The sequence below is a fragment of the Mucilaginibacter sp. PAMB04168 genome, assembly GCF_039634365.2.
GTDB lineage: Bacteria > Bacteroidota > Bacteroidia > Sphingobacteriales > Sphingobacteriaceae > Mucilaginibacter.
Genome location: NZ_CP155079.2, coordinates 3,538,717 through 3,561,447 on the forward strand (window position 1 = coordinate 3,538,717; position 22,731 = coordinate 3,561,447).

Annotated in this window: 12 protein-coding genes; 4 read left to right on the top strand and 8 right to left on the bottom strand. The window is 44.9% G+C overall.

The genetic code is table 11. From position 1 onward, the window contains the following. Positions 1-314 precede the first annotated feature (314 nt). Both ABDD94_RS14900 and ABDD94_RS14905 read left to right on the top strand, forming a co-directional pair. A complete protein-coding gene (locus ABDD94_RS14900) occupies positions 315-3,506 on the top strand; it encodes a glycoside hydrolase family 2 TIM barrel-domain containing protein (protein ID WP_345952915.1) in 3,192 nt (1,063 codons plus the stop codon). A 33-nt stretch (positions 3,507-3,539) separates the two neighbouring features. Further along, the gene (locus tag ABDD94_RS14905) at positions 3,540-4,628 is read left to right on the top strand and encodes a LacI family DNA-binding transcriptional regulator (protein WP_345952916.1); all 1,089 of its coding nucleotides are present in this window, start codon (positions 3,540-3,542) and stop codon (positions 4,626-4,628) included. Positions 4,629-4,691: 63 nt separating this feature from the next. On the opposite strand, the gene ABDD94_RS14910 is transcribed toward ABDD94_RS14905, so the two are convergent. From ABDD94_RS14910 to ABDD94_RS14940, 7 genes are all read right to left on the bottom strand, one after another. Continuing rightward, entirely contained in the window at positions 4,692-6,014 is a 1,323-nt protein-coding gene (locus tag ABDD94_RS14910; RefSeq protein WP_345952917.1) for a glycoside hydrolase family 71/99-like protein, read from the bottom strand. Positions 6,015-6,071: 57 nt separating this feature from the next. Next, complete coding sequence (locus ABDD94_RS14915) at positions 6,072-8,111, bottom strand: polysaccharide lyase family 8 super-sandwich domain-containing protein (RefSeq protein ID WP_345952918.1); 2,040 nt, start codon at positions 8,109-8,111, stop codon at positions 6,072-6,074. 31 nt (positions 8,112-8,142) lie between these two features. Beyond that, positions 8,143-9,276: a DUF4861 family protein gene (locus ABDD94_RS14920; protein ID WP_345952919.1), complete on the bottom strand. Its 1,134-nt coding sequence runs from the start codon at positions 9,274-9,276 to the stop codon at positions 8,143-8,145. A 33-nt stretch (positions 9,277-9,309) separates the two neighbouring features. Next, on the bottom strand, positions 9,310-11,091 hold the full coding sequence (locus ABDD94_RS14925) for a hypothetical protein (RefSeq protein ID WP_345952920.1): 1,782 nt from the start codon (positions 11,089-11,091) through the stop codon (positions 9,310-9,312). A 21-nt stretch (positions 11,092-11,112) separates the two neighbouring features. After that, positions 11,113-11,964 (bottom strand): ROK family protein, encoded by an 852-nt coding sequence (locus ABDD94_RS14930; RefSeq protein ID WP_345952921.1) that lies wholly within the window; start codon positions 11,962-11,964, stop codon positions 11,113-11,115. Positions 11,965-12,132: 168 nt separating this feature from the next. Then, positions 12,133-13,023 (bottom strand): PHB depolymerase family esterase, encoded by an 891-nt coding sequence (locus ABDD94_RS14935; protein ID WP_345952922.1) that lies wholly within the window; start codon positions 13,021-13,023, stop codon positions 12,133-12,135. A 22-nt stretch (positions 13,024-13,045) separates the two neighbouring features. Next, positions 13,046-16,672, bottom strand: a complete 3,627-nt coding sequence (locus tag ABDD94_RS14940; protein ID WP_345952923.1) for a glycoside hydrolase family 2 TIM barrel-domain containing protein — start codon at positions 16,670-16,672, stop codon at positions 13,046-13,048. A gap of 327 nt (positions 16,673-16,999) precedes the next feature. Here ABDD94_RS14940 and ABDD94_RS14945 point away from each other — a divergent pair, with 327 nt between their 5' ends. After that, positions 17,000-19,372, top strand: coding sequence for a glycoside hydrolase family 3 N-terminal domain-containing protein (locus tag ABDD94_RS14945; protein ID WP_345952924.1), 2,373 nt, complete (start codon positions 17,000-17,002; stop codon positions 19,370-19,372). A gap of 63 nt (positions 19,373-19,435) precedes the next feature. After that, positions 19,436-20,743 (top strand): glycoside hydrolase family 71/99-like protein, encoded by a 1,308-nt coding sequence (locus tag ABDD94_RS14950; RefSeq protein WP_345952925.1) that lies wholly within the window; start codon positions 19,436-19,438, stop codon positions 20,741-20,743. A gap of 173 nt (positions 20,744-20,916) precedes the next feature. On the opposite strand, the gene ABDD94_RS14955 is transcribed toward ABDD94_RS14950, so the two are convergent. Then, positions 20,917-22,629, bottom strand: a complete 1,713-nt coding sequence (locus ABDD94_RS14955) for a sialate O-acetylesterase (protein WP_345952926.1) — start codon at positions 22,627-22,629, stop codon at positions 20,917-20,919. Positions 22,630-22,731 lie beyond the last annotated feature (102 nt).

Here is a 22,731-nt window from a genome sequence, read left to right on the forward strand (position 1 = left end):
CTCTATTAATTGAAAGAATAACAAGGATGTTACTGATCTGACTAGAAAAAGCACCTCTGCTTTGTGCAATTATGTATTTATTAATACTTAATTAAGTACCACATACTTTATTAGTCTTTTGTATAACCAACCAGTTGAATCCATAATTTATGTTAAAATTCCTCACCAAAAGTGGTACACGCCTTATACTCGGAGCGGTATTTTCGGCAACAGCAGGGTATTCCAGCGCTCAGACAACGACTTTCAATCGTGACTTTGCGCCTACTGCGGACTACTTAGCTCCGGCGGAAAAACCTTTCCGGGATGCAGTCTCGTTGAACGGTACATGGAAGTTCCTTCCTGTCGGTCAGGCGGACAAATTAAAAAAAGAACAGCTCACCAATCCGGAACTACCGGTAAATCCGCAATGGGACCCCACTCCTATCAAAATTCCTTCAGGCTGGAACGTGAACAGCTTCGCGAGAGGCGACGGCAGCGGAGGTGATTTTCTCACTTATCCGAGCTATCCCAAAAAGTGGGAGAGTGTCAGGGCGGGCTGGCTGATGAAAAAAATTTCTTACAAGAAAGAATGGAAAGGTAAGCGCGTATTTATTCATTTCGATGCAATTGACGGCTACAGCAAAATTTTTCTCAACGGTCATAGTGTCGGCGAAAACATGGACGTATTTCTCCCTTTTGAAATTGATATCACGCAATGGCTGAAGGATGGTCAGGATAATGAACTGATGGTTTGGGTCGCCGATGCCGAACTTTTTAACCAGCCGGGGAAATTTGGTCGCAGAATTTATGTAGCAGGCTCATTTTGGGGGCAACATATCAAAGGGATATGGCAGGACGTAAATCTGGTTATCAAACCAGCGGTAAACATTCAGAATTCTTTTGTTAAACCACAGGTAGATCAAGACGAGCTCCTTGTCGATGTTACCGTTTCAAACACATCTGAAAAACAACAAGAAGTAGCTATTGAGGGTGATATCTACCCGTGGATTAACCAGGCAGGGCAAAGCGTTGCCGATGCACCCGAACCCAAATGGAAGCTTGGGGATAAAGTACTTAGCATTAAACCGGTTAAAGTTGTTTTAGCAGCTAAATCGCAACAGATTGTAAGCCTTAAGGTAAAGATAAACGGCGCCCTGAAAAAATGGGTGCCCGAACAACCCAATTTATACGGCTTGGTGCTGACCACGAAACATGGAAAAAACACCGGTGATAAGCAGTATACCCGGTTTGGTTGGCGACAATTTACCGTTAAAGGAAGCCAGTATCTATTAAATGGGAAGCCTATTGTATTTAACGGTGATTCTTGGCACTTTATGGGTATCCCACAAATGACGCGCCGGTATGCCTGGGCCTGGTATAAACTATTACAAGACAGCCATGCCAATGCAGTAAGGCTCCATGCCCAGCCTTATCCTCAGTTTTATTTAGACATGGCCGACGAGATGGGCATCTGCGTGCTGGATGAAACCGGTATGTGGGCAAGCGATGGCGGTCCAAAAATCAATTCGGAAGAGTATTGGAAAAACAGTGAAGAACATCTCCGGAGATTTGTGTTGAGGGACCGTAATCACCCATCCGTATTAGGCTGGAGTGTATGTAATGAAAATGTACCTGTTGCGATGGGTGTGTTCCGCTCTCCTGATTCTCTCGTAAAAAGGCAGGTGGCCGAGATCAACAAATGGATGAAAATTACCCGTGAATTGGATCCCTCAAGGCCATGGATATCAGGAGACGGAGAATCACAGGCTGAACTTAATTCACCCATAATTATAGGTCATTATGGTGGCAGCGAAGCTAATTATCGTAATCTGTCCTCGAAAGGCAAAATATGGGGCATTGGTGAAGCTGGAATGGCTTACTATGCCACACCGCTACAGTCTGCAACATATAACGGGAATCGTTCATATGTCTCGCAGCAAGGGCGCATGGAAGGGGTAGCCATGGAAGCTACCAAACTGATTAATATGCTCAAAAAATTTCATTCCTCTTATAATTCCGTTTTCAATATTGTATGGTATGGTATAAAACCCTTAGAATTAGGGCTTAAAGACACTACCCGCGCGCCACAACCGTCGGACGGCATCTTCTTCGGACCCTATCAGGAAGGTAAGCCCGGCGTACAGCCGGAAAGGTTAGGCCCTTACACCACTACACTTAATCCAGGCTATGACACTTCCCTACCCTTGTATAAACCCTGGCCGCTTTTTGACGCTATAAAAGCATCTTTTGCAGACACAGGATTCGTTGCCCAAAAACCATCGCCTGTGAGAACCGAAGCGGCCGGAAACAAACTCCAGTTTTCTGCTGTAACCTTGCTCTCCACAGACAAGGATTCAGTTATCAGCCATCTTCTACACGATATGGGTATAAGCAATTTCAACAACTTTAAACTTAAACCTACTGCCAAAACGCTTTTAATCATTGATGGAGTTCATCCGCTGCAAGGTGCGCAGTTCCTAGCGCTGGAAAGAAGTGTCATTAGTGCTGGTGGCAAGGTAATGATATGGGGAACATCCACGGAGTCGCTTCCGGCTATAAATGCTTACCTCCCCTCCCCGGTGGCCCTCACTACCCGAAATGCAACATCATTTACAACCGGGGTGATAGACCCGATCTTAGGAAATATGGATAACGCTGATTTCTATTTTTCAGAAATTACAAATGACCCGGTCATGACCCATGGCCTGACCGGTGCATTTGTTGAAGGCGGTAAGGTAATTCTCAGCGCCGCGAATCCAAACTGGCTGCGCTGGAACAAACGAGCGGAATATTTAAAGACTGCTGCCATTCTGCGAAGTGAGCGCGAAGCCAAGCAAGCCGGTGGAGCACTGGTCTTGAACGGAAATATCTATTACTGCGCATTAGACCCCCAGGCCCTATCTAGAACGTCATTCTCTTTAGTTCGCCAATTATTTCTGAACCTGGGCTTCAGCTTTAGCCGTGCCAACAACCGCTTAAACGCTATCAATAGCAATGGAAGTCTTGAAAATGCACTTATGCTTGGTTCTTTCAGCCTGGAAGGCAGACAAGCTGATTCCACGCGGCTGGAGATCTTAAAGCATGCAAAAGATGGCACTATCTACCCGGGCGGTAAGGCAAGTGCGCATTTCTGGGAAATCGCAAGGGCGACAAACGGAGTATTTGATCTCGGCAGCATGAACTTGCAAGGCCCCAAAGAAAATGCGGTCACTTACGCAAGTTTCTGGATCTACAGTCCAAGATCACTCAGTGATTTATTAGCTGAACCGGACATGCCGAAACTTGATATGCTGATAGGTGCCGATCATGCTTACCAGGCTTTCTTAAACGGTAAGATAATTAGCGAATCGAACAAAGATGAGGGTGTCGATAAACTGAATCGTATACCGGCGTTGTCATTGGAAAAAGGCTGGAATCACTTCCTGATCAAAGTGGCGCAGAAAAAAGGCGATTGGAAATTGGCTTTAAAATTTGAAAGCAATCAAAAGTCATTTTTCAGTGAAATAAAATCACAAATCGCCTACTAAATTAGTATCAGCTACAAATTTTCAACCCGTGTAATGAATCATTACACGGGTTATTTTCTTATTAGCCCGGCAGGGCCGGAACTAAAGAGCCGCATGGAGATATACAAAGAAGTCACTATATATGATATTGCTAAGCAGTTAAATCTATCTGCTGCTACGGTTAGCCGCGCACTAGCAAACCATTCCAGCGTTGGTCAGATCAGCAAGAGCAGAGTACAGAAAATGGCACGGCAAATGGGGTATCGAACAAATTTTTTGGCAAGCAACCTTCGCAAACAACGAAGTAATACGATTGGTGTAATTGTTCCTCGTTTAAATAGTTGCTTTATTTCGGATGTAATTGCGGGTATAGAACAAACAATTTACCAGGCAAATTATAACCTCATTATCAGCCAATCGTTAGAAACGCTTGATAAAGAGATCAAGAATGCAGAAAGCATGTATAAAAATCGGGTAGACGGGCTACTGGCTTCACTTTCTAATGAAACCCGGGATATTGATCATTTCAATATGTATTCAAAACGAAATATTCCGGTCGTTTTTTTCGACAAAACACCTGCTAACTCTAATTTTACAACGGTAAGTACGAATAACATCAAGGCTGCATACCATATAACCCAACATTTGATAGAACAGGGTTGCCGTCGGATTGTGCATGTCACTTCCAACAAAATACATAGCGTGTATATCGACCGCTTCAAAGGTTACAGGCAAGCTTTATCGGACAACCACATTCCTTATGAGCCCCAAATGGTTGTTACTACCAGCTTAAACGCTCCTGATCCGATAGCTATCATTGACCGAACACTTGCTTTGTCAAAACAAGCCGACGCCATTTTTGCGACCAATGACCTGTGCGCTGTCGCCTGTATCAAAGAATTGAAGGCACGTGGATTAAGTGTGCCTAATGACATTGCCATAGCTGGATTTAACAACGATCCGCTCTCCCGTATTATTGAACCCAACCTGACCACCGTCAATTATAAGGGCAATGAAATGGGACAAACAGCAGCAAGAGAATTATTAAAATACCTGGATGAGAGTGCCCAACAGTCAATGGAACCCAACCGGTTGTGTATAGATTCAGAGGTCGTTGTCCGGGCTTCATCATTGATTAGATAGTCCCGTAGCTGATAAGCCGCCTGCATCATCTAAGGTCGGTGCACCATACTTGTACTTAGCTGCTTATTTAATTTTGTTAAACAGGTACCGAGGTATTTTATCGGTGTTGCCGTTCCCCTCCCGCAAGATGTTGCTTGTTGCGCCTGCCAGCTGCAAGTACCAGTCAGACGGCAGGTGTTCATTGTCCTGATCGGCCGAAATAAACTTCGCCCTCGCCGGTTTATCAGCTTTAGACTTTGCCAGTTTATACATGGCTGTTCCTTCGTCTACCTCATCATACATCGCGATATAAATCATTTTCACGCCGGCATCAATGACGTTATAAGATTGACGCCAATAAAAATTGCCGCCATTCCGCGGAATTTGGTTAAACGCGGATCGGCCGTGGCGTAGATTATACCAGGAAAAACCCGGGAAAATAACCGGCAGGTAGTCAACCTTTTGTTTTTTACAATAATCTATATCGGGCACAATAACACGTTCTTTAAAATTATCGGCGGCGGCCATGCTGCCGTAGCGCCCTACGGCCCAGGGGCTCAGCACATCCAGCTTATTATAAACGGCCATCCAGTCGCTTGTATGGCTGCGCCAGTTATCGTTTACGCCGCCCATAATGGTAGCGCGATACTTTTTGTCGGGCCCGTTATGAAACCAGTTTAGTAATGAATCGACCTGCGAAACGGTGGCAAAACCGGTATGGTTAAACCCTAAGCCCCAAATGGCCAGCAAAGGGCGGCCTTTATGGTTGAGGTAACTCTTGCTTTTAGTAATCTGTAACGAATCGACCAGGTATTTCCAATCGGCCAGCAGGTTTTGTTTCCAGTTTTTGCCTGCCCCCGATATATCGTACATGATGCAGTATATGCGCTTATACTTTTCGCTGGCTTTTTTAACGTTGCGCACCACCTGGTTAAAATGCCTGCGGCCACCGGGGCTGCCTACATCGCTCAAAAAACGCTGTTCAAAAACACCGTCCAGCTCATTATCCTTTAACCATTTAAAGTGTACATCTACAGCTTCGTATTTATAGGCCGAATACAAGCTGGCCTTGCGCCCGTCGGGATAACTCATGTTGGTTGGCTCCTGTACCGACGCCGGATACTCCCGCATATCGGGCCAAACATCAAAATTGGCATTGGCCGAATCGGGCGAGCGGCCGCCGAACCAGTGCCGCCATACCCGGTTTCCCGAACCATCATTTGGTGTGGCATGCCAGCCCTGGTAGCCAAACATTACCTTTTTATCCAGCGTTGATGGGTCTGGCGTGTATGATTTCTCAACTACAGGCGCAACGGCTACGTTATGGTTGCCCGTAAATCTTCCTGATAAGGGCGACAAACCAGCCAGTAACAGTAAAGCGCCTAAAGCGGATATAATTGTTTTCATATATAAATGGATCAAAGTTTTTAGAGTTGCGGAAGCATTCGATGCATCAGCGTAGCATCACATTTTAATGGTTGAACCTCCGTAATCGCCCGATGGCATTTGTACCTGGCGAGTGCGTTTGCCTATTTCGAGGCTAATAGTTGCTGCTGTACGTGTAGGATCGGACACCCAAACATTACCATTGCCTGTATTCAGGATAACCAGGCAAGGCTTATCGGCCTTGATTACCTGTTTATTGTCCATAGTAACCGAACCGGGTGCATAAAATACAGCCATTACCCTGCTGCCCGATTGTATGGCTTGTACAGTGGCTGTATTTACCAAAACTTTTACAGAGGTGTTTTCCGAAATACTTTTGGCTTGCTCCAAGTTAACGGCGGGTTTAATTATATAGGCATAATCGTTCTTTTTAGCGTGAGATAGATATGTGGTGAACACCTCGCCCTTAACCGTTTTATCGGCTGAAGCTTTATCGATGTTGATCCAGTTGCCCTGTCTTTTGGCGTTATCGGTGATCGGCTCCTGTTTATTATCCGGGAAAATGTAAACCATATTGTCGTGCCATAGCCATGCCTCACCCTGCTTATTTTTGCCTAAATAAACTTTGGAATTACCTGCAAATCGTTGGTTAACTGTGGTAAATGTTTGTGTCGGATGCAATGAGGTGATGCCCGCTCCTAAAGCGATCAGCATATCATCCACAAAAAAGTAACTCTTGTTGGCCTTCACGTCCATGCGGTTATAAATCATGGCGCTTATACCCGCCACCGAGTCGCTCACCTGCCCTACAAATGGCGAATTGTTGGCCGTAGCAAAGGCTTTGGTTAAGGTGATGCTGGTATCGGTGGTTATGCCCGGAAGCATTTGCCAGTTCCACAATGGCTCTATATTGCGGTATTCGTTACCGGTTTGCTGTATAAGGGTAACGCCATCATTCAGGTAAGGGCCTCTGAGGTTTTCGCCGTTTATCGATTCTATGCGTTTAACGAATGAACCATGCATCTTAACACTCATCATATACTTATCTTTTTGCATGTGCACCATGTAATCGCTCGTCCAAAAACTCCTATTTGCTTTGAGCGTGCAATTAGCCGAGCCGGGATAGTTAAACCCATCCATGGCATATTTACAAGCATCTCCGGTGTCAAATGAACGAAGCAGGCCAAAATTGTTTAACAATACTTCCCCGCGTTTTAACCCGCAGTCGGTTCTTAATTGCCGCCCGATTGCAGTCAAATCCATACGCTGTTTAAAAACCGTCCAGCGTAATCCGTTCGAGCAGTAATCGAAAAGCATTTTCTGTTTACCGGGTTCGAAAGCAAAATTGGTTTTGGCAGTAACCGTCATCCAAAAAAGCAAGCTGTTTACAAAGTGGAGTCCATAATTACCGAACTGCAGCATTACGCCATGTTGCTGAAAGGAGAAGTCAGGTTGGATACCCTCCTTTAGCGACACCGTTATAATGGACTGCATCTCCTTTATCAATCTTGCAAAACCTGCTTCATCATGATTGATCATAGCAGCACGTGCCTGGTTGTCTAATTGCCATATCAGATTTTGCCCTGTTGCACGATAAACGGGCATTCTTTTGACCAGTACCTGGTTCAAGTAAGCTAATTCTTCGGGAATTGCGTCTTTGTCAAGCATAATCATTAAGCTAGAAAAGGCAAAGGGGGTATTGATATTATTTTGCCACCAGTTGGAGCATTGAAAATCATTTTTTACCCAAAATTTCAGGGCCAGATGCACGGCTTTCAGGTACACGGCATCATGAGTTTTATAATATACACGGCACATCAGCATCGTACGGTACAAATGCCACGAAGGCAGCCATGCACTTCGCATGGGCGATTGATAGTCCAGGTCCGCCCAGCTACCGTCTTCTTTGAGTGATTTGAAATACCCGGGGCCATCGGTGGTGTATTTGACGTCGTCGGTAACCCGATAGCTCTGTTCGGTGGCATAAGCGGTGTCGGATAACAGCAACCTGCGTGTTGTACTGCGCACATAGTCCAGATCAGATCCGGTTACTCCCTGACCGAATGCCGCAAATGGAACCAGGCATATGGTGAATAAAATAGCGTAAGATGTTTTCATTCGGAATTTCTATGTAATTGGTATGGTCAACTTACAACAATATTATCGATAAAGGCTTCGCAATACGGCTTCGAAACCCAGAAAGATAGTTGAACCATTCCTGTTGATTATGAATTAAACCTGCCCTGTCCCATGCTGCACCAGCATAATATGTCAGGGGCTTACCCGGAACCACATTACCGAAGGCAAGTAAATGTCCGTTCATGGCTTTAGCGCCGCCGAATCCTGAATCAAACACACAGCCGACGCCAGTAGTCCCATGCTCTTTGTTATCGGGCTCCCAGTAGGCTATCACACCTTTATCGGCCGATAGCATTCTGGCGTCGTCTCCCTTACGTGTTACGATGCCAATAACCACAGGCAAACTGCTTTTACCTACAATATTAAAATCAGCCTGGATACGGTTTAGTTGCGAACCGGCGTCAATGGTAATGGTTTTTGTCAACGTATAACGATAGCCGTCAATACCTTTTGCAGGATAAGACAGCTGAAATGTAGTACGGAGTGGACCGTTGTCAAGAATTTTCCAGGTTTTGTAATTATTAGTATAGCAAATTGAGTCTTTGATATATGGTGCAATATCGCCTGCCCCTAGCGATTTACCCACACCATAGTAATCCAGGCCTTCTCCATGGTCTTCATGATAATTATCGCCTTTATACCACTTATCCACCACTAAGGCCGACGTACGTTTACTCCATACATCAATACCAAAAGCGTTATCCTTCTTCGATTCCAGCGCTGGACCGTACATTCTGAAAGCCACGCGATCATTCTCCCAGGCAAAATCATCATAACGTTCAGGCACGAAGCGTGCAAATGTTCGGGCAGCAACAACAGCAGGCTTACCTTTTTTAAGGGTGATAATGGTTGAAGATTTTGCACGGCAAGTGACCTGTACCAACACATTGGCCGGTTCAGCATTACCTTTATATTCCAACTGGTACGGCAATTCGCTGCCAGCCGCATTCCTGACCACAAAAGGGGAGTCAAAAGATGTCACCCATGGTTTGATTAAAGAGTACGGTATTTCAACCAGTTCTTCAACCCGGTTTAAGTCCGAACTATTGGTGATCTTAATATAAAGGTCTTTAGCATGAGCATCCTGTTGAAAAAGAAGGCATGACATGAGAAGTGTTACTGCAGATATGAGTTTATTAAGCATGTACGTCGGATTTAACGGGCGTTCGCACCCTGATTATTTAATTAACAGTTTCCAATTGCTTCCGTAATAGGCTTTTTTAAGCTGCACCAGCTTTCCGAGATCGTTCTTCTGCATATAATAATTCTTAATGTCCTGGTACAGGTAAAATTGCAGCCAGTACCCGTTGGTGTACCGGTCTTTTTCAGAACGCACCTGCATCAGCTTGGCATACCAGCTCAGGTTGAGACCTAAACTTTGAGCAGCTTTGACAGCCAGTTGCGCATTGGCCCATAGCTGGTCGGCCATTCTTTTATGCAGCGCGGTGTAGTCCTGGTATTTAAACTTTGATATATCGATTAATTCGCAATCATCCTTAATGTCCAGTTTCTTCAACTCAACCGAATCCTCAAATACTTTGTCTCCATCCAAATCATAAAGTATTTTGTCGAGAAAACCATTCTGATCGTCGTCTACATATTTAACAGTAGCAAACTTGGAAGGATCCTTCGCCAGCCATTTCCGATCCCATCCCTGGTAAAATGTTGCGTTCTGATCAATACGCCAGCAACCCCATTCTGCACCATACAGGTGAATGCGACCATCGAATTTGCTTAGATAGAGTTTACCGCTACCTGAAAAATCCTTATCCCACTCCCCCCGGTCGCCCGCAGGATCTGCTTGTCCATTATTGTCGAGCCCGCCTTTGCCGGTACCAACTTTGAATGGGTCGGAAGGGTCATAAAATTCTACTCGCTCCCAACGGTTACAATCGTCGTCCTCATCGTAAACCAAAACAGCCTGTTTCCACTTGCCGCGGTTAAATACCAGGTCGAGCGCATGGTCGCGATCAGGATAGACAAGTTCGGTTAACTGCCGCCAGCGGGGATCCATAAAAAACTGGTCGGCCTCGGGCAATCCCCTCATATTTTTAAACGAATGTATCTGATCACGATAATCGAGCAACCCGCCCCTAAAACTTATAGACAGGTCATAATCAAAATCGTTACCAGGAGCATTGTCATTATCCATATCTATACCAATAGACATCCAGTCGATATTACCGCTAAGTTTAGTCTGGTATGTATCCTGTCCGGGCTTGGAGTTTTTAGGCGAGTCAACTAAGCGAACCGCCATTTCAGAAAGACCATCATTGTCCGGGTCATAAAAAATGAAGGGGTTTTCCCAATTCATCTTCAAATTATTTAGCGTGTAAGTGGCCACGTGTATTTTCATGAACTCGGTATTGCCACTGTAGTCAAGCATGAAATCCGAAATACCGTTCTTATCCCAGGCCTTTATTTCAAAATTGTTCCAGTCGATATAGTTGAAAATATTGTCTTTATCAATATCCATAACCCACATATAATGCCCGTAAGGCCAGGGGTTATCATTTTTCACCAATGGGTAATCGGCTATGACCTGCATATCGGCCTTTTTATCATTATCGTTATCGACCCAATCAATAATTAAGTCGCCCATCGCCCCGTATCTTCCGTCTCTATTACGGTCAATCAACAAGCAGTCGCTGTACGTGTCGCCCTCCAGATCTCCCCACTTCATGTCATCGTTGTCATCAACCCACATTACACCAATACTGTCGCGGGTAACTGACCGGATGACATCAGGGTCACCGTCGTGATCTAAGTCCACTAAAGCTGGCTTATAATTAGCCGGAGGTGGTGGCAGACGCAATGCATTTATATTTAGCCTTACGTTCCAATAGGTCGAGGATTTAGAATCTTGAGCAAACGAATTACCTATCATCCCCGTTAATAGCAATCCGACAATCAGAACGAGGACTTTGTAGCTGAACTTAGCGTTTAGAAATTTACTCATAAGAAGTATGGAGCTTAGGCATTAATTTGGAAAAAGGCTTGCACACCCAGTAATTGCAGCAATATTTTTGAGCGTGCTCAGAAAAACCGGTGTTTTAATTTGATCTTTTAGCAAGGCGCTACGGATCTGGAATAAGAATTTAGGAACTGCTTTGGTGATATCGCCATCAATAACGATAATCTGAGGATCATACTCATTTACGAAATGGCTTAAAATTATGCACAGGTTTTCTATATATTCTTTAATTACATCCTTAATCGTACCTGAATAGGAAGACCGATAAGATTCAAATTCCATATTTATACCGGTCAGTTCATAATATTTTCTAGAAAGCCACTGCGTTGATAAACACTCTTGTGCTGTTCTATCTTTAAAAACTAAGCTTTCCAGCGGCTCGCAGCAGGATAAGTCATTTTCGAAGATTGAGATACCCGGCGTACGGTCCAGTTTTACGCCTAACGCGCAGTTGTGACTTCCTACATTTCCGTGTAAAATTTCACCTTGTAAAAAAGCTGCCGTGTCATTTACAAAGTGAATGTTAGCCGGATCTACCTTGAGATGCCGCACCAGCCAGGTTTTTATATCAATGCCATAAATAGCCCCATGTTTGCGCGGACTTTTAAATAAACTTATGCCATTCTCATAATCGAACGGCCCGGGGACTGCGATGGCAATTTTTTGCTGATGCACCGGGGTATGCTCAAACGCCTGCTTTATATGAGCTAACAGCGTATTTAGTATTTCGTCAGAAATACCGGAGTAATCAATTGCTGACTGACATAAGGTATTTTGGTACAACGTTTTGCTATTGACATCAACGAGACCGGTTGATACATTGGAACGGCTGACTAACATTCCTAAAACAGCATTCATTAATTGTTGCTAAATAATTGACCAAAAGGTTTATAAACGAGCGCTCAACTTGAATATTTGAGAGTCACATTGCTGTTTATCGAAGTCAAAGAAAGCGGCATCCGATTAAAAATTGCTTAATAATGCATTAATAGGGGATTTGCATTGTAACTTACTTGTGATACATCCTTATTTCTGTCTTTGACCAAATAACCAATCCCATACTTCTTCTTTAGGATAGGTAGGCGTCCAGGCATCATGACCTACATTTGGATATTCGGTATACCTGGGTTTGCCTCTAACAGCTTTTATGGCACTGACCATGTCTCTCGACCTGGCCACAGGAACGGTTGAATCTGCATCGCCATGAAATATCCAAAGCGGGACTTTAGCAATTTTACTTGCATAGGCCAAATCGCCACCGCCGCAAACCGGCATTGCCGCAGCAAATACCGACGGCTTTCGTTGCAGTAACTCCCATGTAGCAAAGCCTCCCATCGATAGTCCGGTTACATACACCCTTCTTTTGTCTATATTCTTCTCTCTTAATAAGGAATCGATAACAGTAATAGCTAGTTTCATCGGCCATGTAGGTATTTCCTTCATTTCGTGTTTCGACGCACCAAAAGGGGTGTTCACCCATACGCCGTTGCCATTGGCACCTTCGTCTTCCTGTTTAGGGCATTCGGGCGCTAAAACGTAACAAGGATATTTAAGCCAGAACTTAAAGGGGGCAAATCTGAAGAACTGCCGGCGATTATCTATACCGCGCTCACCGGCACCATGCATAAAAATTAATAGTGGATAGGATTTTCCTGCAACCATGCCCGGCGGGGTGTACAGACGGTAAGGCAGCACATGCCCACTATATTTTAAAACTCTGTATTGAAACTCGGTAAATGGCTTTTCCCATTCCTGTAACGGAACCTTTATAAAATCCGGCTTTAGCGGGTCTGGTTTGTCTTTTTGAAGGCTGTCCTGCGGTCTGCGGATCAAATTTGATCTGTTCTCTACACTTGAGCCCGTACTTATCAAAAATAGAGCACCAACTACGATACCAATTTGAGCAATCTTTAACATTTTTCGCTATTTTATGAGGGATCTATTTCACAAGTGTATTGATCATATTAAGCAACAACCTCGCAGCAATCGGGTCAGTCTTGGCTTTATCGATACGTATTTCCGAAAGGATAAGGTTTTTTGATTGCTCTTTAATCTGCACAATAGGGAAACCGCGCAGATTATCCAGTTTCGTCATCCGGGCATCCATGCTTCCTGGCAGGTAGCCATGTATTCGGGTGTGAGACGCCAATGCAGTAAGCCCATCCCTCCTGTTGATTTGATAAGCTCCCGAAACCACCGATGGCAGCTCTCTTAACTCATTATTAAAGAAACGGGTATCTAACGGCTCGATACCATCAAACACCGGCGATTCGGGGATATCCATGGTAGTTACTTCCCCATTGCTCTTGTTGATTCCTCTGATGTATTCTGGTAAAAGCACATGGCTGAAATTCCCGGCATTGCTTAACAAGACAGGTGCCCCTGAATTGATAAAATCTTTGAGCTGTGCAGTTTGAGCAGCAGTCGTATTGCTTGAATCGATTCCGGCTAACACATATACATCCGCTTTTAATTTAATCAAATCGGTTATTGAGCTGGCTGTCTGATGGCTGATACCCAATTCATTTAACGCCGGCGATAACGTTCCTTTAGTATCAAGTAAGGCAATTTTTGTACTGGTTGCAAGTGTTCTTATAATGTCCGCTTTCTGCAGAAAAGTAAGATCGTAACTATTTTCAGACACCACACTGGCTCGATCAATGATTTTCAAAACCAGTTTACCATTAACCCTTGCGCTCGGCAGGTTTTCAGGAATAAGGATTGCGGGCTGGACCCACTGCCGACCATAATGGGGAACGGCCGGAATATCGGTCCTTCCTTTAGCAAAGCTATTTCCCCGTTCATCTAAAAGCTCCCATTGCAAGGTACTTGCCGGCAGTATGGTGCCATCTTCTTTATCATTTACAATACAGATGCGCGTCGGCAGCTTTTTACCATTGTAAAAATGCCTCCCCCAAAGTTCCGCAGTTACCAATACAGGTTGCAAAGCTTGTTTTACCTGGTAGTAAACCGGGAATGGCTTTATTTTATCGGCTTGGTAAACATTTGTGAACCAAGTCAAGGCAGCAAAGTGCAGTATACCGGCTGCTCTATCGTTGCTGCGGCGTAAGGCTTCGGCCAGTTCTTTGGTAATAAATCCCTGTGGAATTAAGAAATATTTCGGATCGTTATATTCATACGTGAATTTACCGGCAAGTGCTTCGGGATTCTGGTGGACGTAGTTGTAGAAACGAGTTGCATGGCCCGTCTCGTCAGTATAGCCGGTAGACATCTCCTGGCTGATGAGCGGACGACCATCATTTTTATTCTTCTTTTGCCACTCGCCGTTGAAATAGTCGAATAACGAGTCGTCATACCAGTTGATGTAAGCATGGGGGTCGTCAATATCGCCGTCATCGATGTCCTTCAAAAAATCCTTTCCGAACTTTTTGACATTGCGTTTATAGTTTGAATCGAATACCACCGGGCGGGTCGGGTCTACGACCCGCATCAATTTGACCACATCTGAAATAATTTTCATCTTCACTTTTGTACGCTCAAAATCCGGGTCATTATCGTAAAACTTCATTTCGTTATTAACAGTCCAAAACAACAACGAAGGATGGTTGCGGTACTTTTTTAGCAGGTCTAAAAATTCCTTCTTCCATAGGTCTATTAAATTTTGCGTGGGCATGCTGCTTTCCAGGAACAACCAGGGCCAGGTTCCCTCATAGCTTACGCCTATGCCGTTCTGGTCCGATGCGTTCATCCAGGTTTCTGTATAAGGTACAGTATGCGTACGCGTAACCATAATGTTTCCGGCTTTCATCAATTTGGTAAATTTATCAGCCAGTAACGTATCGTTAGGCGCCAACGGCATCGGCGTATGATTTCCGCCACGTAGCCAATAACGTTTGCCATTCAGGTAAAGGTAATCTCCGACAGCCTTGAAGGTCCTGAAACCGGATGTAATATTTTTTTGGTCGGATGCCGCCTTATCCGTTGTTAGCGCAAAGCCAAAGTCATATAAATTCGGGTTTTCGGGCGTCCATAACCGGGGTTTCAAGCCCGATACCTGGTAACTAAATGTCTTTTCTTCGCCGGCTTTGATTTCCCTGGCTGTGAGTGAAGCACCATGGTAGAGCAAATCTTTTATCCTGTTATCCTTTATAACCGTTGCAAGCGAAATCGTTTTGGTTACACCACTGTAGTTTTTTATGGTTACATCAATATTGGCTCCTGTTAAATCAGGCTTGATGAATACATCTTCAATTCTTACAGGGTTGGTAATCGTCAAGGATACAGGTTGCCAGATACCTGCGGGGTCTTCGTTTAAAAAACCATGAGCAAGATCTTTCACCATCTTTTGGGTTACCTCCACGGTAACAGCTACTCCGGCAATTTTATCCGCATCCCGAATATCTTTTACATAATCCCTGACCACCTTAACGGCCACCAGATTTCTACCTGGTTTGAGCAAACTGCTGGCATCAACCGTAAAATTGCCAAACATACCCACATGGCTACCTGCTTTCTTACCGTTAACCCAAACCTCCCCGACTTTTGACACCGCATCAAAATTGAGCTGTAAAACTTTACCGGTAACGGTTTGCGGCAGCTCGATCCATTGCCTATACCAACCCACACTTGTTTTCTTATAATCGAACGTATAGTTTTCGCACCGTTCTGTTTCTTTTTGAAAATAGTTATCGGCGACGCCCTTACTACCACCATTGTATCTTTCCCCGTGCAGCCAAACCCTTATCGGGTTCCAGAAGTTAGGTACCGTCAGCACATGCCAGCTGTCATCTTTTACTAAGGGAGATACTGCCTTGGCCTCATCGGTAGTCTCGTAACCGGGCGAGAACAACCATCTGCCATTTAAGGAGACTTCGGTGCGTGCAGGTTTGATTGTCTTGACAACAATGCTCTTGTAGGCAGCGCGTTCCTTAAGACGCTGGGAAGCTTTATCAATTGCAGGCAGGGCAAACTCCTTTACCGGCAGTCCCGCAATGGCTGCTGTATCGACAGGCGTTACAACCAGATCATCAAACTCATTTGTGATCCAACTGCCACCCAGGGTTATCTTGCCTGAAAATGCAAGTCTGGAATTCTTATCGACTATATCAATTCTCGGTAAGTTTTCGTTCTCTAAAAATACTCGTATGCGGTCGCCCGTCAACTGGATGCGGAACTGGTACCATTTACCTGATCGGGGCTGAAAATTAAGCACACGCAAAGCCAGGTAGTCGTCGGTACCCATATAACCTAACCTTGCCAGGTATAAAAATTTTTGCGAGCCGCCTTTAAGCATTAAAATATAACGGTCATCGCGGTTACCCGCCCTGAAGCCGGCGCAAATCTGTACTTGCCTGGCCGTATCGGGAACTCTTGCCTTAAACTTAAACTCGTAGTTCCTCCATTCCTTTTCCCCAAAGCTAAGGTAGGCATCCTTTGTAACCAGCACCGAACTTTTGATGCCCGCTAATCCCCGGCCTATCTTTTCATACTTTATAAGAGAATCATCAAAACGTTCGTCGATTTTGATTGCCTTTTGGGCATACACCTTTGAACACATTAAACAGAAAAGCAATGTTGCTTTGAATAAGGATGAAGTAATTTTCATTTAGATTATACGGTATTAGAAAGTTACGCACAGGGCGGATTGGTGACGACCACAGCAGCGTTTAATAGTAATGCAATACTATGGGCAACTTCTAATAAAAGATTAACAAAGCATTAATAACGATAATAAATTTTGCTTCTAAACAAGGCTGACAACTAATTTCGGACCTTTTCAGCTCAGAGCAAGTAAAAGCGAACCGGCGATTAATAAACTATTAAGCTTTTTTTAATCCGGCATGCTATTTTGGTCACAATTAGTCTGTCTGGCTTCAGCTCTTAAAACAGCGCAAATAGCTAACACAACAAGCAAAACATTTTCCACTATTGAATGAATAAATTTCTATACTCCTTAGCTGCAGCCGCAAGTACGGCGGTCATTATTTCATTTACCGTTTTACCGGATTCGATATACCGCCGGGATTGGATAGATTTTAACAAGAATGGCCATAAAGACGTTTATGAGGATCCAAGGAATAAAACAGTTGCACGTGTTGAGGATTTACTGAGTCGAATGACGATAGAGGAAAAAACTTGCCAGTTAGTAACGCTATATGGTTACGGTGCTTTCCTGAAAGACAGACTACCCACTCCTGGCTGGAAGGACAGCTTATGGAAAGATGGTATTGCCAATATTGACGAACAGCTAACCGGTTATCGTAAAGATACGGTTTGGGCATATCCATACGCAAATCATACACAAGCGATTAACACTATACAAAAATGGTTCGTTGAACAAACCCGGCTGGGCATACCCGTAGACTTCACTACTGAAGGTATACGTGGACTCAACCACATGAAGGCAACCTATTTTCCTTCACAACTGGCTCAGGCAAGTTCTTTTGATAAAGAGCTTGTCCATCAGATCGGTGATGTAACGGGCCGCGAAGCCAGGGCTTTGGGCTATACCAATGTCTACTCGCCTATACTGGATGTAGCGTCGGACCCGCGCTGGGGGCGCACAGAAGAAACTTATGGATCAGACCCTTACCTGGTAAGTCAGTTAGGGAAACAGAACATTACCGGCATTCAGCAAAACGGGATTATTTCTACCGTAAAACACTTTGCGGTTTACAGCATACCGGTAGGCGGTCGCGATGGCTCCGTGCGTACCGACCCGCATGTGGCACCACGCGAGATGTGGAATCTGTACTTGGAGCCGTTTCGCGTCGCATTTCAGGAAGCAAAGGCTAAAGGAGTTATGGCATCTTATAATGACTATGATGGTGTTCCGATCATTGCAAGCAAATATTTTCTGAACGATATTTTAAGGAAGCAGTTTGGTTTCGATGGTTATGTAACCAGCGACAGCCACGCGCTCGAAGATTTGTTTGCAAAACACCACGTCGCACAAGACACAGCAGATGCGGCAAGGTTGGCGCTTACAGCAGGACTTAACGTGCGAACGGAATTTAAGAATCCTGCCGACTACATACGCGGGTTAAGACGCGGTATACGCAACGGCAGCATACCGGTTAGTGTGGTAAACCAACGGGTACGTGAAGTACTTAAAGTAAAATTCGTATTAGGATTATTTGACAATCCATACCGTGAAAATATTCAGCAGGCAAACGACATCGTTCACAATACCGGGGCTAGGTTATTGGCTCGTAAAGCGGCACAGGAAGGCATAGTGTTGCTAAAAAATGATACAAAACTGCTTCCGCTTAGTGCTGACAAACTTAAATCCGTTGCCATAATCGGCCCCAACGCGAAAGAAGAAAGAAGCTTGCTGTCGCGATACGGCCCATCACATGCACGGGTAGTGACCGTATACGACGGGCTGAAAAACAGCTTGGCTCCATCTACTGAAATACGCTATGCCAAAGGCTGTGAGCATACTGACAAAAACTTTCCGCAAAGTGATATTGAGGACTTTGTTATAGATCAAGATGAAGAAGCAGCGTTAAAGGAAGCGGAATCTGCAGCATCAAAATCGGATGTAATATTCCTGGTCTTAGGCGACAACGAAAACACCATCGGCGAAACCAAATCGAGGCTTGATCTTAAACTACCCGGCAGGCAGGAGCAGTTGCTTGAGCGTGTAGCCGCGCTAAATAAGCCTACCGTGCTGATACTGGTCGGCGGAAGGCCAGTAACTATTAATTATGCATCGCAAAAATTGCCGGCCATATTAGAAACCTGGTACTTGGGAGAGTGCACGGGTACAGCTATTGCTGATGTTCTGTTTGGGAGATATAATCCGTCGGGCAAGCTACCGATACCTTTTCCAAAGCACGTGGGACAAATCCCCTTGTCATTCCCTATGAAGCCGTCGGCCGATGCGCATGGAAAAGAAGACGCCAATGTGAGCGGATTCTTATATCCTTTTGGCCACGGGTTAAGTTATACTTCATTCGAATACAGCGGTTTAACAATCAGCAAGACCGATTTTGCCAAAACAAATAAACTAAGCGTATCGCTGAATATCAAAAACACAGGCAGTGTTTACGGCGAGGAAGTCGCCCAGCTATACTTCCAGGATGAAGTAAGTTCTGTTATCACCTACATCAAGAATTTACGGGGATTTGAGCGAGTAAGTCTAAAGCCCGGCGAGCAAAAAACGTTGCGTTTTACGCTTACCAGTCACGACTTGTCCTTACTCAACATAGACATGAAGCGTGTAGTCGAACCCGGCTGGTTCAAAATTATGGCAGGTTCTTCATCCGAAGATATCCGATTAGTACAGCGTATCCGATTATAGAGCTAACCATAGCTCGCATAAAATCAATTCGTATTTAATAACATCAATTAACCAACTCTTTTTATGAGATTTAAACCCTGGAGATACTGTTTAAGCATCGGTTTGGGCCTATTAGCTGCCTTGCCTGCATTCAGTCAGAAAAAACACAACAAAAACACACTTTTCCCGAACTATAAAGGGCTGATTATGGCTGGCTATCAAGGCTGGTTCAGGGCCGAAGGCGACGGTACACAAGCTACACGCTTTTCATACGGCAACGAGCAACGATCAGGTATTGACATGTGGCCCGATATATCTGAATATAAGCAAACCTATCCTACCCCGTTTAAACAAGCCGACGGCAAAACCGCCCGCTTTTTCAGCTCGGTTGATAAAAGTACGGCCGATCTACATTTCCAGTGGATGCAGCAATATGGCGTAGATGGCGTTTTTATGCAGCGCTTTTTCAGCACTGCCCGTGAAAAGGGTCACCGCAAAGATGCGGTGCAGGTCTTGAAGAATGCTATTGACGCAGCTTCTAAATATAAAAGGGCAATGGCTATCATGTACGACCTTTCGGGCTTAAAGGCATCAGGAGAAGACTGCTCGGCTTTGATCGAAGACTGGAAGTACCTGGTAGATGAACTCAAAATAACCAATATGCCCGGCACAAACACTTACCTTCAACAAAATGGCAAACCCGTGGTGGCTATTTGGGGAGTAGGTTTTCCAGACAGGCCTTATAACGTCAGAAATATTGGATTGGATAGGTTTATAGACTTCTTAAAAAACGACCCGGTATATGGTGGTTGTGCTGTACTGCTTGGCGTGCCGAACTCATGGCGTACCCTGCGGGGCGATTGCATCAATGATCCATATCTGCACGAGCTGATTAAGCAGTGTGATATAGTTTTGCCCTGGAGCGTACAGCGTTATACACCATTATTACATAATGATATGGACCGTTACCGTGATGATATTATTGACGATCTGCAATGGTGCAGAGCAAATAACATCGACTACGTTCCCTGTGTTTATCCCGGTTTTAGCTGGCACAACTTAAGTCGCTATGAATTCCCCGACGATGTGAAACCCGTTGGGTCCATACCACGCCAGGGAGGTCGCTATTACTGGCAGATGCTTTCAACAGCTATTGGCGCAGGTGCTCCAATGATTTATGTAGCTATGTTTGATGAAGTCAACGAAGGTACGGCAATTTTTAAAGTAAGTAATACGCCCCCGGTTACCTCCAACCCGCAGGGAGTTGCATTTGCCGACCTTGATGGCAAACCGTCAGACCACTACTTATGGCTAACCGGCGAAGCCGGTAAAATGCTTAGAAAAGAAAAGCCCCTGGTATTTAAAATGCCCGATCGTCAAGTAGTAAAATAATTTCGAAAAGATTGAGGAACAGACGCCGATTAATGGGAAATTAAGCTTCTATTAAGAGATGTTCCGTTATTTGTATCATCTCATCTTTTCATACCCTCCTTGTTTTAATTGGTTATGGCTGCCTTGGTCGGCAGCCATTTTTTTATCCTAGCAACTTGGCAGATGCACAAAAATCAATTGCCGGGACGAGTGTTCGGTACCACTAAGGCTGGAGCCCAGTCGTCTGTCCTGAAAGGTGAAGCCGGTAATCCTTCCTTATTGTAAAGATTTCCTGGTGGGTTGTCGGCCCAGTTATACCTTACGGCTACCGGGTTTGCAATTTGTTCCGATGATACCAGCACTGTATTACCATCCAGCGTTGCCTTTGCCCAGACAAACCGCCCGTCGGCACCGGCAATACCAAACCCTTCCAGTTCTACGCCTCCGGGATGCCGTACGGTATCAATGACAAGACCTCTTCCTGTTTGCTTAAATCTGATCCTGATCTTACGACCTTCTACAACATAAGATCTATAATCAGGGCCGGAAAAAACAATATTTTCGCCATAAACCACATGTCTTGCTGCGAGAGCCAGACGCAAGCCTACATCAACTTTGTTCGTAGGATGGATATTATCGGCATTGCCGACGTCAGTTATTACGGCCATGCCGGTTTTAGGAAGTGACAAAGCTTGTCGTTGGGCCTCACGTACCCAAGGCCAGTTTCCTTCAGATGGCGTTTTAGCCGATACCCTGAAGTTTGCTAGCTGTACAAATAGAAACGGCAGATCAGGTTGTTTCCACTGTATACGCCAGTCGTTGATCAGCCTTGGAAATAGGTCTTTGTATTCGACCGCATCTGCAAGCCTGTCACCGTTACTCTCGCCCTGGTACCATATAACCCCTTTTATACCATACTGCACAACAGGTGCGATCATTGCATTATATAAGTTCGCAGGTGCACTAAATCCTCCGGCGGGTTGCGGAGGGCTTTGAGGAGCTGGCCGAACAGGCTTCGGTGCGGGAGGTACAGCCTGTCCGTTCGCTTTAGCCTGCGCTGTTATTGCCTCCCACTGCTTATTCTCTTTATCGAAGCTGTTACCAACTTCAGTTCGCCAGATTTCCAAGGCTTTACGATAATCAGCCAGTTGTTGTGGGTAAGCTGCGTTTGCCTGACCAAATTCAGCTATCAGCGTTTGGCGTGCACTTATATATTTCTCAAAGGCCGGCTCCTTTTTTAAACCGGCCTCGCTTATCCAGGCTTGAGCAGGGGTGCCGCCTTTATAACTGGCAATCATTCCTACCGGGCATTTCTGCGTAAGCCGGACTTGTTGTGCAAAGTAATAACCTACTGCTGAAAAGCCGTGCCAGGCCCATTTGGGGTCAGCCATTAGCCGTGGTGAGCACATTACCCATTTACCGTTTGGCGAATCGGGATCGGTTGGTGCGGTGCCATCCTGCGGCTGGAGTGCGAATGTCATTGGAACAAAAAAGAAATGAATAAATTTATCGGTAGCATTAGAAATAGCTGCTGCGCCGTTAGCCTCATTTTGGATGCCAAACTCCATATTTGACTGACCGGAAGCCAGCCAAACATCTCCTATCAAAATGTTTTGTATTATAATTTCTTCACTGCCTGCCTTGATGAGCATCTGATAGGGTCCGCCTGATGGGTAAGTTGCTAACCTTACAGACCACTTGCCATCAGGGCCGGTCATACAGGTAAAGGTCCTATTCAGAAAAACAATCTGGATTTTCTGGCCGGCAGTGGCCTTGCCCCATATGGGCACTTTGGCATTACGCTGTACCACCATGTTATCACCGATAATGGCAGGTAATTGGATGGTTGCCGATGCCCGGGTAACGAATAATATTAGAAAAAGTAATATTGCATATTTCCTATTCATAGCTTCTACATTGTTTCTGATTAGAGGTGCATAAAATTTGCTAATTGGTCATTATCAGCGTACTGACTTCATGTTTTGAAGCAAAAGTTTTGCATTTGTTCA